General features: G+C 65.5%; 14 protein-coding genes. 10 read left to right on the top strand and 4 right to left on the bottom strand.

What is annotated here, in order from left to right; all coding sequences use genetic code 11:
• Positions 1-8 precede the first annotated feature (8 nt).
• The 3 genes from bioA to ppk1 all read right to left on the bottom strand — a co-directional run bounded on the left by bioA (position 9) and on the right by ppk1 (position 4,925).
• Positions 9-1,340, bottom strand: coding sequence for an adenosylmethionine--8-amino-7-oxononanoate transaminase (gene bioA, locus PHI64_RS01430; RefSeq protein WP_299877858.1), 1,332 nt, complete (start codon positions 1,338-1,340; stop codon positions 9-11).
• A 102-nt stretch (positions 1,341-1,442) separates the two neighbouring features.
• On the bottom strand, positions 1,443-2,729 hold the full coding sequence (locus tag PHI64_RS01435) for a fibronectin type III domain-containing protein (protein ID WP_299877451.1): 1,287 nt from the start codon (positions 2,727-2,729) through the stop codon (positions 1,443-1,445).
• A 108-nt stretch (positions 2,730-2,837) separates the two neighbouring features.
• Positions 2,838-4,925, bottom strand: coding sequence for a polyphosphate kinase 1 (gene ppk1, locus PHI64_RS01440; protein WP_299877454.1), 2,088 nt, complete (start codon positions 4,923-4,925; stop codon positions 2,838-2,840).
• A gap of 158 nt (positions 4,926-5,083) precedes the next feature.
• On the opposite strand from ppk1, the gene ppx reads away from it, so the two are divergent.
• The 7 genes from ppx to PHI64_RS01475 are packed head-to-tail and all read left to right on the top strand — an operon-like array spanning position 5,084 to position 11,797.
• Positions 5,084-6,595, top strand: coding sequence for an exopolyphosphatase (gene ppx / locus PHI64_RS01445; RefSeq protein WP_299877457.1), 1,512 nt, complete (start codon positions 5,084-5,086; stop codon positions 6,593-6,595).
• Positions 6,596-6,616: 21 nt separating this feature from the next.
• Entirely contained in the window at positions 6,617-7,738 is a 1,122-nt protein-coding gene (locus tag PHI64_RS01450) for an ABC transporter permease (RefSeq protein ID WP_299877861.1), read from the top strand.
• On the top strand, positions 7,735-8,511 hold the full coding sequence (locus tag PHI64_RS01455) for an ATP-binding cassette domain-containing protein (RefSeq protein WP_299877460.1): 777 nt from the start codon (positions 7,735-7,737) through the stop codon (positions 8,509-8,511). Before PHI64_RS01450 ends, PHI64_RS01455 begins: the two co-directional genes overlap by 4 nt.
• Complete coding sequence (locus PHI64_RS01460; RefSeq protein WP_299877464.1) at positions 8,511-9,455, top strand: MlaD family protein; 945 nt, start codon at positions 8,511-8,513, stop codon at positions 9,453-9,455. The genes PHI64_RS01455 and PHI64_RS01460 overlap by 1 nt, the downstream gene beginning before the upstream one ends.
• 37 nt (positions 9,456-9,492) lie before the next feature.
• Entirely contained in the window at positions 9,493-10,113 is a 621-nt protein-coding gene (locus PHI64_RS01465) for an ABC-type transport auxiliary lipoprotein family protein (RefSeq protein WP_299877467.1), read from the top strand.
• A 54-nt stretch (positions 10,114-10,167) separates the two neighbouring features.
• Positions 10,168-10,968: an enoyl-CoA hydratase gene (locus PHI64_RS01470; RefSeq protein ID WP_299877470.1), complete on the top strand. Its 801-nt coding sequence runs from the start codon at positions 10,168-10,170 to the stop codon at positions 10,966-10,968.
• A gap of 19 nt (positions 10,969-10,987) precedes the next feature.
• Complete coding sequence (locus PHI64_RS01475) at positions 10,988-11,797, top strand: TatD family hydrolase (RefSeq protein ID WP_299877474.1); 810 nt, start codon at positions 10,988-10,990, stop codon at positions 11,795-11,797.
• Here PHI64_RS01475 and PHI64_RS01480 read toward each other — a convergent pair.
• Positions 11,754-12,347: a TetR/AcrR family transcriptional regulator gene (locus tag PHI64_RS01480; RefSeq protein WP_299877477.1), complete on the bottom strand. Its 594-nt coding sequence runs from the start codon at positions 12,345-12,347 to the stop codon at positions 11,754-11,756. The genes PHI64_RS01475 and PHI64_RS01480 overlap by 44 nt on opposite strands.
• 231 nt (positions 12,348-12,578) lie before the next feature.
• Between PHI64_RS01480 and PHI64_RS01485 the strand changes: the two genes are divergently transcribed.
• The 3 genes from PHI64_RS01485 to PHI64_RS01495 are packed head-to-tail and all read left to right on the top strand — an operon-like array spanning position 12,579 to position 14,963.
• Positions 12,579-13,328 carry an electron transfer flavoprotein subunit beta/FixA family protein gene (locus PHI64_RS01485; protein ID WP_299877481.1) on the top strand — a complete coding sequence of 250 codons (750 nt, stop codon included), beginning with the start codon at positions 12,579-12,581 and terminating at the stop codon, positions 13,326-13,328.
• Positions 13,328-14,269, top strand: a complete 942-nt coding sequence (locus PHI64_RS01490; RefSeq protein ID WP_299877484.1) for an FAD-binding protein — start codon at positions 13,328-13,330, stop codon at positions 14,267-14,269. The genes PHI64_RS01485 and PHI64_RS01490 overlap by 1 nt, the downstream gene beginning before the upstream one ends.
• A 28-nt stretch (positions 14,270-14,297) precedes the next feature.
• Positions 14,298-14,963 carry an energy-coupling factor ABC transporter permease gene (locus PHI64_RS01495; protein ID WP_299877487.1) on the top strand — a complete coding sequence of 222 codons (666 nt, stop codon included), beginning with the start codon at positions 14,298-14,300 and terminating at the stop codon, positions 14,961-14,963.
• Positions 14,964-15,010 lie beyond the last annotated feature (47 nt).

The following is a 15,010-nucleotide window of genomic DNA, read 5'->3' on the forward strand; positions in this document are numbered from 1 at the left end:
CGATGGGCTCAGCCAAGGCTGGCCTCCAGGGCGGCGGCGCAACGGCTGGCGAGGAGGTCGATCTCGTCATCGGAGAGGATGTAGGGCGGCATGGTGTAGACCGTGTTGCCGATGGGGCGCAGCAGCAGCTCCCGGTTCAGGGCTTCGGCAAAGAAGCGGCGGGAGAAGCCGGCGGGGGCATCGGCGACATCGAACGCCAGGATCATGCCCTGCTGGCGCAGATGGCGCACCTGCGGGTGGCTGCCCACTGCAGCCTGGAAGGCTTCACCGAGGCGTGCAGCCTTGGGGCGGTTGGTTGCGATCACGTCGTCCTGGGTGAAGATGTCGAGGGTGGCCAGGGCGGCGCGGCAGGCCAGGGGGTTGCCGGTGTAAGAATGGGAGTGCAGGAAGCCCCGGGTGGTGTCGTCGTCGTAGAAAGCTTCAAAAACGCGGTCGGTGGTGAGAACGATTGACAAGGGCAGATAGCCGCCGGAGATGCCTTTGGAGAGGAGCAGGAAGTCGGGCGAAATGCCGGCCTGCTCGCAGGCGAAGAAAGTACCCGTGCGGCCACAGCCCACTGCGATCTCGTCGGCGATGAGATGTACCTGATAGCGGTCGCACAGCAGGCGGGCGAGGCGCAGGTATTCGGGGTCGTACATGACCATGCCGGAGGCACCCTGCACCAGGGGCTCGATGATGAGGGCGGCAGTATCGTCGGCGTGGGCCTGGAGGTGGGCTTCGAGGGCAGCGGCGGCGCGGCGGGCCACATCTGCAGCGCTTTCGCCGGCCTCGGCCTGGCGCGCGTCCGGGCTGGGGATGCAGCTGCCGCCCCGCACCAGGTCGGCGTAGGCGTCGCGAAAGAGGGCCACGTCGGTGACCGCCAGGGCGCCGACGGTCTCGCCGTGGTAGCTGCCTGCCAGGCTGAGGAAGCGGTTCTTGCCCGGCCGACCCAGGTTGCGCCAGTAGTGGACGCTCATCTTGAGGGCGATCTCGGTGGCCGAGGCGCCGTCGGAGGCATAGAAGGCGTGGCCCAGCTGGTGGCCGGTGAGGGCGGCGAGGCGCTCCGACAGCTCGACCACCGGCGCGTGGGTGAAACCGGCGAGCATCACATGCTCCAGGGTGTCGAGCTGGGCTTTGAGGGCGGTGCCGATTCGCGGGTTGGCGTGGCCGAAGAGATTGACCCACCAGGAGCTGATGCCGTCCAGGTAGCGTCGCCCGTCCATGTCGAACAGCCAGGCGCCTTCACCCCGGGAAATCGGGATGAGGGGGAGCTGCTCGTGGTGCTTCATCTGGGTGCAGGGGTGCCACACCGCGGCGAGGGAGCGGTCGAGGAAGCGGGCGTTGTGCGGGCTGGACGACATGGCGTGATCGGTGGAATCGGTAGGGCTCGAAAGTGAAAAGTGGAGCGGCCAGGTCATGGCGGCTCCACTCGGGGGCCGGCTGCGGGCAGCCTGGCCTGGGGGTCAGTAGGCGTAGATGCTGGCGCTGCTGCCACCCACGGCGGTGAAGACGCTCTGGGCGTTGACCAGGCCGTACAGGGTGCTGCCGGCGATGGGCGAGGTCTGGGCGGTCCAGGTGGTGCCGGTGAGCTCGCGGGTGAAGATGTTGCCGTTACTGCCCAGGGCGACCAGGCGGCTGGCGGCGGAGACGGTGTACAGGGAGGCGCTCAGCACGGTGCTGCTCCAGGTGCTGCCGTCGGTGCTGGTGAGCACGGTGCCGTCGGCGCCCACGGCGACGAAGGTGTAGGTGGTGACGCCATCGGTGGTGGTGGCCACCGTAGCCACAGCGGTGAGGTCGCCGGTCTGGGTGGTGGCCGTCCAGTTGACCGCGTCGGTGCTGGTGAGCACGGTGCCGCCGCTGCCCACGGCCACCCAAAGGCCCTTGGTGGAGTAGGCCACGCCGCGCAGGTTGGCGGTGACCGCCGGGGTGACGGTGGTGGCGCTCCAGGTGATGCCGTCGTTGGAATAGCGCAGGGCGCCGTTGTCACCCACCGCCACCACCGTGCCGCCATTGGTGGCTACGGCGTTGAGGGTCTGGGTGGTGCCGGTGCCGGCGCTGGTCACGGTGGTCCAGTTGTTCACATCGGAGCTGTAGGCGGCGTTGCCGTTGCTGCCCACGGCCACGTACTTGGCCAGGCTGCTGGCATACACCACACCCTTGAGATCGATGCTGCTGCTCACCAGGGTGCCGGTGGGGGCGATCCAGGTGAGGGGCGAGGTGGAGATGTAATTGCGCCCTTCGGCGGTATCGGGGGTACGGAACAGCGCGCCACCGTCGCCGACGGCCACATAGCCGTAGGTGCTGGCACCGCTTGCCGACAGGCCGTAGGTCACGCCGCGCAGGGTCTGACCGCTGCCCAGGGCGTTGCCCGCATGCCAGGCGGTGCCGGCGGCGCCGACCAGGGCGGTGATCGGAGTGGAGCCGGGGCCGCCTTCGCCGCCGTTCTTGCGGGCGTTGATGGAGAAGGCGTATTCGGTGCCGTTGGTGAGGCCGGTGAGAACATAGGGCGGCGACACCTTGAGGCGGTAGCTGGCGGTTTTCTCGCCCGGCGACACGGTGGTGCCTGCCTTGAACCACAGCCAGTACTCGACGCCGGCTTCGGCGGTCCAGTTGATGAAGGCCTGGGTGTCACCCCCCACGACCGTGACGTTGGACGGGGCGGGGGCGGACGAGCCTCCGCCGCCGCAGGCGGCCAGGACCAGGGTGCTGAGGGTGGTGGCGAGAATCAGTCGGCGGCGGGGCAGAAACATGGGGAGGACCATCAGTGAATGGAGCGATCCCGGATTCTACAACAGGGCGGGGGTGTGATCCCGCTCCCGTGAGTGCGCCCCTCATGCCGGGCCGGTATCGGCCAGTGTTCAGCCCGTCGCCACCCCGCACAATTCCTTGAGCAGGATTTCCTGGGCCGAGCGCCGTGTGGTGCGGGGGTTCTTGCGCCGGTACTGGTTGTCGCTGCCCAGCTCCCAGGCCTGGCAGTTGTCGCCCAGGTAGGGGCGCAGGCCTTCCTTCATTACACGCCGTTTCACTTTCGGGTCGAGGATGGGGAAGGCGATCTCGATGCGCTTGAAGAAGTTGCGCTCCATCCAGTCGGCGCTGGACAGGTAGAGTTTCTCGGCGCCATCTGCGCCGAAGTAGAAGATGCGGTGGTGCTCAAGGAAACGCCCGACGATGGAGCGTACCCGGATGTTGTCGGACAGCCCCGGTACGCCCGGCTTGAGGGCGCACACGCTGCGGGCGATCACGTCGATCTCGACGCCGGCCTGGGAGGCTTCGTACAGGGCCTCGATGGTCTCGGGTTCGAGCAGGGCATTGACCTTGACGATGATGCGGCCCTTGCGCCCGGCCCGGGCGATCTCGGCTTCGTCCTTGATGGCCTGCACCACGTTGGGCTGCAGGCTGAAGGGCGCTTGCCACAGGTGACGCATCTTGCCCGCCTGACCGAGTCCGGTGAGCTGCTTGAACACCTCGGCCACGTCGGCGCCGATTTCTTCATTCGCCGTGAGCAGGCCGAAGTCGGTGTAGAAGCGGGTGGTCCGCGGGTGGTAGTTGCCGGTGCCCAGGTGGGCGTAGCGGCGCAGGGTGCCTTCCTCGCGGCGCACCAGCAGCAGCATCTTGGCGTGGGTCTTGTAGCCGAACACGCCATACACCACGTGGGCGCCGACTTCTTCGAGGCGGGCGGCCCAGCTGATGTTGGCTTCTTCGTCGAAGCGGGCCATCAGCTCGAGGACCACGGTCACTTCCTTGCCCTTCTGGGCGGCGCGGACCAGGTGTTCCATCAGCACGGAGTCGGTGCCGGTGCGATACACCGTCATCTTGACGGCGACCACGTCGGCGTCGTCGGCGGCGGCCTTGAGCAGTTCGATGACTGGCTCGAAGCTCTGGAAGGGGTGGTGCAGCAGGATGTCCTGGCGGCGGATGGCACGGAAGATGTTTTCGTGCTTCTCGAGCCCCCGGGGGCGGGCAGGGCGGAAGGAGCGATATTTGAGATCGGGGCGCTCGACCCAGTCGGGTACCTGGTTGAGGCGCACCGGGTTGACCATGCCGGGCACCCGATAGACATCGTCCCGGCCCAGCTCGAACTGGGTCATCAGGAAGCTCGCCATGGTCTCGGAGCAGTTGTCGGCAATCTCGAGACGCACGGCGTCGCCGTAGTGGCGCTGCTGCAGTTCGCCCTTGAGGGTGACGCGCAGATCCTTGACCTCCTCCTCGTCCACAAACATGTCGGAGTTGCGAGTGACCCGGAACTGGTAGCAGCCCAGCACGTTCATGCCTTCAAAGAGCTCGCCCACGTGGGCGTGGAGCAGGGACGACAGGAAGACGAAGCCGTAATCGACGCCGGTCAGCTCCTTGGGCAGGCGGATAACCCGGGGCAGGGCCCGGGGCGCCTGCACGATGGCGGCGCCGGAGCTGCGCCCGAAGGCGTCGCGACCCTCCAGTTCGACGGCAAAATTGAGACTCTTGTTAAGCACCCGGGGGAAGGGGTGGGCCGGGTCAAGCCCGATTGGGGTGAGCACCGGCATCACCTCCCGGATGAAATACTCCCGGGCCCACAGGTGCTGGGCGTCGGTCCATACCGAGCGGCGCAGGAAGACGATCCCTTCGGCGGCCAGGGCGGGGAGGATGGTGTTGTTGAGCAGGTTGTACTGATCGGTGATGAGGCTATGGACTTCGCGGCTGATCCGCGATTGCAGTTCGGCCGGGGTCAGCCCGTCGGTGGTCAGGGTGAGGCTGCCGAGACGCTGCTGTTCCTTGACGCCGGCAACGCGCACTTCAAAAAACTCATCAAGGTTGCTCGATACGATGCAAAGAAAGCGGAGCCGCTCCAGCAGCGGGACCGACGTGTCGGCCGCCTGGGCGAGCACGCGGCGCTGGAACTGCAGCAGGGAGAGCTCCCGGTTGATGAAGTGATCGGTGCTGAAGTGGCGGTCGGAATGGTGGTGGGGCATGCGTCGTCCTAGTGATCGTCCGGGTTGAGCCGAAGTATGTGACGCTAGTGTTTCAGATAGATGACGATGGGGCTCGGGGACTGATTCCCGTGGGCCCAAGGGGCGCCAGTGCTAGAATTCTGGCCCTTGGCGCCCTTGGCGCATATCGTGTGTGATTCATGAACCGTGAGTTGATTGCTGCCATCGATCTTGGCTCCAACAGTTTCCGCCTGCAGGTCGGGCGGATCGTCAATGACCAGATCTATCCCCTCGATGGTATCAAGGAGTCCGTGCGCCTGGCTGCTGGGCTGTCCCCTGATCGCATGCTCGATGCCGCGTCCCAGTTTCGGGGCATCAGCGCCTTGCGCTGCTTCAATGAGCGCCTGCGCGACTACTCCCCGGATGCCGTTCGGGCAGTTGCGACCAATACCCTGCGGGTGGCCAAGAACGCCGCTCACTTCCTGGTGCAGGCCGAGGCCGCCCTGGGCTTTCCCATTGAGGTGATCGCTGGTCGGGAGGAGGCTCGCCTGATTTACGTGGGCGTTGCCCACACCCTGCCGAACCCCCACCGCCAGCAATTGGTGGTGGACATCGGTGGCGGTTCCACCGAGTTCGTCATCGGCAAGAGCTTCCAGCCGATCGCCCTGGAGTCGTTGTACATGGGGTGCGTCAGCTTCTCCCTGCGGCACTTTCCCGACGGGCGGGTGGACAAGCGTGGCCTGCGCGATGCCGAGCTGGCGGCGCTGAAAGAGATCCAGACCATCTCCCATGCCTATCGGGAGATCGGCTGGCAGGAGGCGGTGGGGTCGAGTGGTTCGGCGAAGGCCCTTGTGGACATTCTCGAACTCAATGGTCTGTCTGACGGGGGCATTACCCGCACCGGCCTGGAGCGGCTGCGTGCCCTGATGCTCAAGGCCGGTAATGTGAACAATCTGCAGCTTGAAGGTTTGCGCCCTGACCGGCTGCCTGTGCTGACGGGCGGCTTCGCCATCATGTGGTCGGTGTTCGAAGAGTTCGGCCTGGAGCGCATGACCTTCTCTGAAGGGGCGCTGCGTCTCGGTGTGCTCTACGACCTGCTCGGCCGCTACCACCACCATGATCTGCGGGACGCCACCGTGGCGGCCTTCGTGGCCCGCTACGACGTGGACGGTGCGCATTCCCGCCAGGTCGCGGAAACCGCCCGGACCTTCCTGCTGCAGCTCGATCCGGCTGCGGCGGAAGAGGAAAACGTGGACCGGCGCTTTCTCGAGTGGGCGGCCCAGCTCCACGAGATCGGGGTGTCGGTGGCGCATTCCAGCTACCACAAGCACAGTGCCTACATTCTGGCCAATGCCGACATGCCGGGTTTTTCCCGGATGGATCAGGGGCGCCTGGCGCGCATGGTGCTGGCCCATCGGGGCAAGCTGTCGCGGGTCGGCTCCCTGGAGCCGGAGAGCCCCGAGTGGCGGCTTATCCTGTGCTTGCGCCTGGCTGCGGTGGTGCACCGGGCCCGTGATGGTCGTGGAGTGCCCCCGCTGCGTCTGAAGCGGGAGGGGCGCGGCCACGTGGTGGTGGCCGATGCCGAGTGGTTGCGCAATCTGCCCCTCACGGCTGCGGCCCTGGAAGAAGAGGAGCGCCAGTGGCAAGCCATCGGCTTGCCACTTAAGGTGCGCCTAGAGCGCGCGTCGGCGCGCAGCTCTGCGGCGACCTGAGGCCGGCGGGTGACCCAGTCCATCCGCCCGCTCCCGGCCATCCGGATCGATGCCGGCGGGGACGGTGTGCAGGTGCTCTTATCCGGCGACTGGACCCTGCGCTTGCTGTGCCCTTTGCCCCCGGATATCCAGCAGCAGCTTGATTTGGCGCCATCTGATGCCGGCTGGAGCCTGGCCGGGGTGACCCGCCTGGACAGCTTCGGGGCCTTGTTGCTGTGGCGGCGCTGGGGGCGACGGCGTCCGTTGCAGCTTGATCTGCCGGTGGCCCTGGAGCCAGTGCTGGCACGGGCCGAGGCACTGCCGGCGGACGCTCTGCCCCTTGAGCCCGGCTATCGCTTTCTCGATGGTACCGCCCAGCTGGGGCGGGGCGTGTATGCGATTGCCCGCCATGTGCTCGGCTTTGTGATTCTGGTCGGGCATATCGTGATCGGCCTGGGGGGCTTGCTGCGCCAGCGCGAGCGCTGGCCGCTGCGTGAGATCTCAGCCAATTTCTACAAGGTCGGGGTGAGGGCGATGCCGGTAACGGCCCTGGTGGGCTTTCTCATCGGGGTGGTGATGTCCTATCTGTCGGCCTTGCAGCTGCGGGCTTTCGGGGCGGATGTGTTCATCGTCAACATCCTTGGTCTGGGCATCATCCGCGAGCTTGGCCCGGTGCTGGTTTCGGTGTTGGTGGCGGGGCGCTCGGGCTCGGCCATGACTGCCCAACTGGGGGTGATGCGGGTCACCGAAGAGATCGATGCCCTGACCGCCATGGGTATCTCCCGCCACGTGCGCCTGGTGCTGCCCAAGGTCGTGGCACTGACCCTGGCGATGCCCTTGCTGACCCTGTGGGGCTCAGCAGTGGCGATTTTTGGGGGCATGGTGTCGGCCAACCTGCAGCTTGACCTCAGCTTCGACTTTTTCCTCAATGCACTGCCCCGCGCGGTGCCCGCCGCCAACCTGGTCATCGGGCTGTCAAAAGGTGCGGTCTTCGGCCTGCTGATCGCTCTGGTGGCCTGCTATTTCGGCTTGCGGGTGCGCCCCAATACCGAGAGCCTTTCCGCCAATACCACGGCGTCGGTGGTGGCCTCCATCACCGTGGTGATCCTGGTGGATGCGGTTTTCGCCATTGCCACCCGCTCCTTTGGGCTGCCTTACCGATGAGCGCCTTTCCCGTTGAGCTGAAGGGTGTGTCCACCCGCTTTGGCAGGCAGTGGGTTCACAAAGGCATCGATCTGGCCGTGCCGGCTGGAGAGGTGGTTGCCCTGGTGGGGGGGTCGGGCAGTGGCAAGACTACCCTGCTGCGCCAGATGGTGGGGCTGCTGACCCCGGATGAGGGGGAGTTGCGGGTGTTCGGTGAGCCACTGTTTTCAGGCTCACGGCAGATGCAGTTGGCCCGCCGTCGGCGTTTCGGCATGCTCTTTCAACATGGGGCGCTGTTTTCGGCGTTCAACGTCTTCGACAACATTGCCTTCCCCCTGCGCGAGTTTGGTGTTGTGGACGAAGGCCTGTTGCGGGATCTGGTGCTGCTCAAGCTGGCGATGGTGGAGCTTGAGCCCGAGGTGGCCCGGCGCATGCCGGCGGAGCTTTCGGGGGGCATGGTCAAGCGGGTTGCGCTGGCCCGTGCCCTGGCCTTGGAGCCGGAGCTCCTGCTCCTTGATGAACCCACCGCCGGCCTAGACCCCGACCTGAGCGCCGCCTTTGTGGCCCTGATCCGCTCCCTTCATCAGGCACTCGGCCTGACGGTGATCCTGGTAACCCATGATCTAGACACCCTCGCAGCCCTGGCCACCCGGGTGGCTGTACTTTCGGCCGGGCGTATACTCGCCTTTGGTACCCTTGACGACATCATGAACGTGCAGGATCCCTTTATCGAACGTTTTTTTCATGGCATCCGCAGCCAGGCAGCGCTGGCCCGCGGGCAGGGGGCCGGCTGATGGAGAACCGCGCTCACGCCATCGCCGCCGGGCTGTTTGCCATCCTGCTGAGTGCCGCGGTGGTGTTGGCTCTGTGGTGGTTTTCAGACAAGCGCGAGACCACCCGCGATGTGGTGCTGGTGAGTGCCGGCAGCGTAAATGGTCTCAACCCCCAGGCCACGGTTCGGTATCGCGGCATCGTGGCGGGGAAGGTGGCGGGCATTTCCCTTGATCCGGACGATCCCCGCCAGGTGCTGGTAAGGGTGCGCATCCGTGCCGACCTGCCCGTCACCACCGCAACCCGGGCCCGGATGGCAACCCAGGGTGTGACCGGGCTGGCCTTTATCGCCCTGGACGACCCCGGCACAGTCAGCCAGCCGCTGACCGGAGAGGGTGGGCAAGCGCCGCGGATTCCCCTGGGGCCAAGCCTCATCGATGAGTTTTCCGATACCGCCCTTCAGACTCTGCGGCAACTGCGCGACATGACCGATAGACTGGCGACCCTGACCCGGGCGGATAATCTCAAGCGGGTGGATGACACCCTGGCCAATCTGGAGGCGGCCAGCCGAGGGCTGGACCGGACGCTTCAGGAGGCGCCGCGCACTTTGGCTGCCGTGCGCCAGGCCTTCAGCAAGGACAAGCTCGCGCGGGTGGACCGCACCCTCGAGAACCTGGAGCGGGCAAGCGCCGAAGCGACGCCGATGGTGATCGAGGGGCGCAAGCTGCTGGTCCGTCTGCAGACCCTAAGCGAACGCTTCGACAACCTTGCCGGTACTGCGGGGGAAGGCCTGACCGGCAGCACGCTGCCGCGTTTCAATGTGCTGCTCCAGGAGCTGACCGCCACGTCGCGGCAACTGTCCGAGCTCCTCGACGAGATCGACTCCTCGCCTCAGATGCTCATCCTCGGGCGTGGCCGACCGCAACCGGGGCCTGGTGAGGCGGGCTTCCGCGAGCCTGGGCGATGATTTGATGAGCCTTTACCGACCGGAGTCCCATCTCCCCATGCCGCGTTTGCTCCTGCTCCTGCTGCTCTCTGCCCTCGGTGGATGTACTGCCTTGCCGCCATCGACGGCGGGAGTCGCCGTGCATGACTTCGGCCCCCTGGAGGCAGCCACGCTGATACCGGTGGGCCTGCCCCTGCGTAATGTTGAAGTGGTGCCGGCCCCCTGGCTGGCTTCCAATGTCATGGCCTATCGGCTGGTCTATGCCCAGTCGACGCGCCGCCAGGCATTCAAGGACAGCCGCTGGGCGGCGCAGCCGGCACAGCTCGTCGAGCTGGTGCTCAAACGTGCCCTGCGTGCCGGGGATCCTGCGACCCCCGCAGGCGGTTGCAGGCTGCGGGTAGATCTGGACGAATTCACCCAACGCTTCGATTCACCTCAGCTCAGTCGGGGCGTGATTGAGGCCCGGGTCACTCTGCTGGCGCCCCGTACCGAGCAACCTCTGGCGGTTCGCGCCTTTGCTGTCGATCATGAGGCGCCAACGGCGGATGCGGCGGGGGGGGTGATCGCTCTGCGGGCCGGCGCGTTGCAGCTGAAGAGTGATATACGTAGCTGGCTGGAGGGGCTCGATGCCGCCCCTCCCGGAGTTGCAGGCAGTCTGCGCATCCGTTGTGGTAGCTGATTTTTTACGACCGGCAGGTACTTGCCGGCATTTCATCGACTGGAGGAGAACACCATGAACGCAGTCCCCGAAACCCACACCGAGCCCATGCTGCTGCGCGTCGATGCCGATGGTGTGAGCACCCTGACCCTCAACCGGCCGGGCCAGTTCAATGCCTTGTCCCGGGACATGCTTGAGGCTCTGCTGGCCGAGCTGGAGGCGATTGCCGCCGATCCGTCGGTGCGGGTGGTCGTGCTTGCCGGCGCCGGCAAGGCCTTCTGTGCCGGCCATGACCTCAAGGAGATGCGTGGCAATTACACTAAGGCCTTCCAGCAGGCCCTGTTCCGCCTGTGCGGCAAGGTGATGATGCAGATCGTGAACATGCCCCAGCCGGTGGTTGCGCGCATTCACGGCATTGCTACGGCGGCGGGGTGTCAGCTGGTCTCCATGTGTGATCTGGCGGTGGCCTCTGATGTGGCGCGCTTTGCGGTATCGGGCATCAATGTAGGGCTGTTCTGTGCCACTCCGAGCGTGGGGCTGTCCCGCAACATGGGGCGCAAGGAAGCCTTCGAGATGCTGGTGACCGGCGATTTCATCGATGCCGCCGAGGCGCGTCGTCGTGGCCTGGTGAACCGCGTGGTACCGCTGGAGGCGCTGGACGAGGAGGTGGCTCGCCTGACGGCGTCCATCTGCGCCAAGTCCCCGGCGGCCATCGCCATGGGCAAGCAGATGTTCTACAGCCAACTGGAGATGGGGCTCGACGCCGCCTACCAGCACGCCGCCGAGGTGATGGCCTGCAACATGATGTGCGAGGACGCCGCTGAAGGCATCGACGCCTTCATGAGCAAGCGCAAGCCGGTGTGGACCGGCAAGTGAGGCCCCGGCAGTAGGCTTCGTGCTGATCGATACTCACTGCCACCTGGATGCCGCCGAGTTCGACGGGGACCGGGGGAAGGTGCTGGATGAGGCCCGGCGGGCCGGTGTCGGCGCCTTCCTGGTGCCGGCGGTCGGGGCTGCCAACTTCGATGCGGTGGCGGCGCTCAGTACCGACAATCCGGACTGCCGGCACGCCTTCGGGATCCACCCGATGTACGTGCGGGCGGCGCAGGCTGCGGATCTGGAAACCCTGCGCCAGCGGCTTGCGGCAGGGGGGGCGGTGGCGGTGGGCGAGATTGGTCTGGATGGTTTCGTGCCCGACGGTGATATGCCGCTGCAGCTGCAGTATTTCGAGGCGCAGCTCCGGCTTGCCCGGGATTTCGACCTGCCGGTGGTGCTGCACATCCGCCGCGCTCAGGATGCGGTGCTGAAGCAGCTGCGCCGTTTCCGCCCCCGCGGCGGGATCGCCCACGCCTTCAATGGCAGCCGTCAGCAGGCTGAGGCCTTCATCGGGCTGGGCTTTCATCTCGGTTTCGGTGGCGCCATGACTTACAGTGGATCGACACGCATCCGGGAGCTGGCGGCAAGTCTGCCCCTGGACAGCATCGTGCTGGAAACCGACGCCCCCGACATTGCGCCGGCCTGGGGGGCAGGGCAGCGCAATGTGCCGGCCAACCTGCGCCGTTTTGCCGAAGTGCTGGCCGAATTGCGGGGGATGGAGCTGGGTGCCCTGGTTGCGGCCACGGGCCGCAATGCGCTTCAGGCCATTCCAGGACTGATGGATGTCAGGGCTGCGGACTTGCCAGGGGCGTGCGGCTACGGGCAATGAGTTCGCGGATGTCGTCTTTCATGCGGGTGATGTCGCCGTCGAATTTATCGCAGTTCATCATCGAGACGCCGAACACGTACGCGTACAGGAGCATGCTGCGGGTCGAGGCCTCGTGCATGGGCACCCCGCATGCCAGGAAGAGTTCTCGGGCGCAGCGCAGGCGCCACGTGTCCACCTCCTCGACGATCGCGGCGGCGGCGGGGGCGCGGCGGGCCCATTCCCGCATGGCCAGCTCGATCAGGATGCCCTTTCGGTTGCGGCTGGTGCTGTAAACGTCAATGACGCGGAAGATCTGCGCCTCTTCGTCGCCAGTCTCGGGCCGGGTCTGTTTGATGATGTCGCGGATACGCCCGTCCTTCCAGGTCTCCAGTACCCCTGACAGGAGGTCTTGGCGGTCTTTGAAGTGCCAGTAGAAACTGCCCTTGGTGACATGCAGGCGCTTGGCCAGGACTTCGACACGCACGCCGGTCACGCCCTCGTCGGCTAAGGTGTCGAGAGCGGCCTGGATCCAGGTGGCACGATCAAGCTGGAGGCGAGGAGTCTTTTCCATACGGCGTAGTATTGACGGTTTGAGGGCCATACGCTACCGTACGGAAAGTGACAAAGCAAGGCGGCCTGTGAGAAGCTGCCGCCTGCTGTACCGAACTGTCTCCGTGCGTGCTGTCGCGCCGCAGGGCTGGTGGTCGGAGAACAGGTTTGCGGGCAGGTCTCCCGATGGAATCCGCTACGGTCGCAAACCCACAAAACTGGTGGAGAAAATCCAATTTCAAGGAGCGCAGCATTGAAGATTCTGGTTCCCGTTAAACGTGTGGTGGATTACAACGTCAAGGTCCGCGTGAAAAGTGACGGTACCGGCGTGGATATTGCCAACGTCAAAATGTCCATGAACCCCTTTGACGAAATCGCTGTCGAGGAAGCCGTTCGCCTGAAGGAAGCCGGCGTGGCCACTGAAGTGGTTGCCGTCTCCTGCGGCGTGGGCGCATGCCAGGAAACCCTGCGTACCGCCATGGCCATCGGCGCCGACCGGGGCATTCTGGTCGAGACCGATGCGGAGCTGCAGCCCCTGGCCGTGGCCAAGCTGCTGAAGGCTCTGTGTGACAAGGAGCAACCCCAGGTGGTGATCTGCGGCAAGCAGGCCATCGATGACGACGCCAACCAGACCGGCCAGATGCTGTCTGCGCTGATGGGTTGGCCCCAGGCCACCTTCGCCTCCAAGGTGGCGGTCAGCGCCGGTAAGGCCACTGTGACCCGCGAGATCGACGGTGGCCTCGAGACCCTCGAAATCGCCCTGCCGGCGGTGGTGACCACCGACCTGCGCCTCAACGAGCCGCGCTACGCCACCCTGCCGAACATCATGAAGGCCAAGAAGAAGCCCCTCGAGACCGTCAAGCCGGCCGATCTGGGCGTCGATGTGGCTCCGCGCCTCACCACTCTCAAGGTGGTCGAACCGCCCAAGCGCAGCGCGGGCGTCATGGTGGCTGACGTGACTCAGCTGGTCGACAAACTCAAGAACGAAGCGAAGGTGCTGTGATGACGGTCCTGGTGATTGCCGAGCACGATAACGCGTCCCTGAAGGGCGCAACCCTCAACACCGTCACCGCCGCAGCCAAGCTGGGGGGCGACATTGCCGTGCTGGTGGTGGGCACCGGTGCTGGTGCGGCTGCCGAAGCTGCTTCCAGGGTGGCTGGCGTAAGCAAGGTTCTGGTGGCTGATTCGGCAGTCTTTGCTGATCAGTCCGCGGAAAACGTGGCAGCCCAGATCCTCGCCGTCGTGGGGGCATCCGCCGGTTCGATCAGCCACGTGCTGGCCCCGGCCACCACCTTCGGCAAGAACGTACTGCCCCGCGTGGCTGCCCTGCTGGATGTGGCCCAGATTTCCGAGATCGTCGCCGTTGAATCCGCCGACACCTTCGTGCGCCCGATCTACGCCGGTAACGCTTTGGCCACGGTCAAATCTGCTGATCCCGTCAAGGTCGTCACCGTTCGTACCACGGCTTTCGAAGCTGCGGGCGAGGGGGGCAGTGCGGCGGTGGAGCAACTTTCTGCCGTGGCCGATTCGGGCCTGTCGAAACTGCTTGGCCGTGAGCTGACCAAGTCTGCCCGCCCCGAGTTGGGCGCCGCCAAGATCATCGTTTCCGGCGGTCGCGGCATGGGCAGCGGCGAGAACTACCATGCCGTGCTTGAGCCGCTGGCCGACAAGCTCGGCGCGGCCCTCGGCGCCAGCCGTGCGGCGGTGGATGCGGGCTATGTGCCCAACGACTATCAGGTCGGTCAGACTGGCAAGATCGTCGCACCCCAGCTTTACCTGGCTGTAGGCATCTCCGGCGCCATCCAGCATCTGGCCGGCATGAAGGATTCCAAGGTGATCGTGGCGATCAACAAGGATCCGGAAGCCCCCATCTTCCAGGTGGCGGACTATGGTCTGGTGGCCGATCTGTTCGAGGCGGTTCCCCAGCTCGCGGCAGCGGTCTGAGCAAGTGCACGGCGCGGGGCCTGCCTGAATGAACTTTCAGCCTGAGCTCTTCTCCACAGCGTGGCATGTGTTTGCTGCGCTCTGTGGGGTTGGGGGCGGGCTGTGGATCCTTCGTACGGCCCCGTGGCGCCGTCTGCTCGACGGGCATCAACTCAACGCTGTTCTCGGTGCAGCGGTTGCCCTCACCTTGCTGTGGAGCCTCAACGCCGGTGTCTATCCCGGCCTGAATCTTCACCTGCTGGGCGCCATGGCAAGCACCCTGATCTTCGGGCCGCAAATGGCCCTTGTCGTGCTGGGTCTTGCCCTGGCAGGCGTCACGCTGAACGGCAGCGTCGAATGGGGCGCTTACCCGATCAATTTCCTGGTGATGGGAATGATCCCTGTGGCGCTGGGCAGCCTCTATTCCCGCATCATCCGGCGTTGGCTGCCGCGACACTTCTTCGTCTATATTTTCGTCAATGCCTTTCTCGGCGCTGCCGTGATTGTCCTGCTCCAGGGCGTCATTGCTTCGCTGACCCTCTTTGCCGCCGGTGCTTACCCGGCGGACAAACTGCTGTCAGAGTACCTGCCGTTCTTCCTGCTGCTGGGGTTTGCCGAAGCATGGCTGTCGGGCATGGTCCTCACCCTGCTGGTGGTGTATTACCCCGAGTGGGTGGCGAGTTTTGATGACAGAAGTTACCTGATGAACAAGTAAGCCGGCCCGACGGGTCGTAAAACCTAAAACAACATTCCGTGGAGAAA

Origin of the sequence: Zoogloea sp. (assembly GCF_028689785.1) — a bacterium.
Classification (GTDB): domain Bacteria; phylum Pseudomonadota; class Gammaproteobacteria; order Burkholderiales; family Rhodocyclaceae; genus Zoogloea.

Bases quoted from the DNA above. Each gene is read 5' to 3' on its own strand.
- bioA (WP_299877858.1), bottom strand. From the start codon at position 1,340: ATGTCGTCCAGCCCGCACAACGCCCGCTTCCTCGACCGCTCCCTCGCC.
- PHI64_RS01435 (WP_299877451.1), bottom strand. From the start codon at position 2,729: ATGTTTCTGCCCCGCCGCCGACTGATTCTCGCCACCACCCTCAGCACC.
- ppk1 (WP_299877454.1), bottom strand. From the start codon at position 4,925: ATGCCCCACCACCATTCCGACCGCCACTTCAGCACCGATCACTTCATC.
- ppx (WP_299877457.1), top strand. From the start codon at position 5,084: ATGAACCGTGAGTTGATTGCTGCCATCGATCTTGGCTCCAACAGTTTC.
- PHI64_RS01455 (WP_299877460.1), top strand. From the start codon at position 7,735: ATGAGCGCCTTTCCCGTTGAGCTGAAGGGTGTGTCCACCCGCTTTGGC.
- PHI64_RS01460 (WP_299877464.1), top strand. From the start codon at position 8,511: ATGGAGAACCGCGCTCACGCCATCGCCGCCGGGCTGTTTGCCATCCTG.
- PHI64_RS01465 (WP_299877467.1), top strand. From the start codon at position 9,493: ATGCCGCGTTTGCTCCTGCTCCTGCTGCTCTCTGCCCTCGGTGGATGT.
- PHI64_RS01470 (WP_299877470.1), top strand. From the start codon at position 10,168: ATGAACGCAGTCCCCGAAACCCACACCGAGCCCATGCTGCTGCGCGTC.
- PHI64_RS01480 (WP_299877477.1), bottom strand. From the start codon at position 12,347: ATGGAAAAGACTCCTCGCCTCCAGCTTGATCGTGCCACCTGGATCCAG.
- PHI64_RS01490 (WP_299877484.1), top strand. From the start codon at position 13,328: ATGACGGTCCTGGTGATTGCCGAGCACGATAACGCGTCCCTGAAGGGC.
- PHI64_RS01495 (WP_299877487.1), top strand. From the start codon at position 14,298: ATGAACTTTCAGCCTGAGCTCTTCTCCACAGCGTGGCATGTGTTTGCT.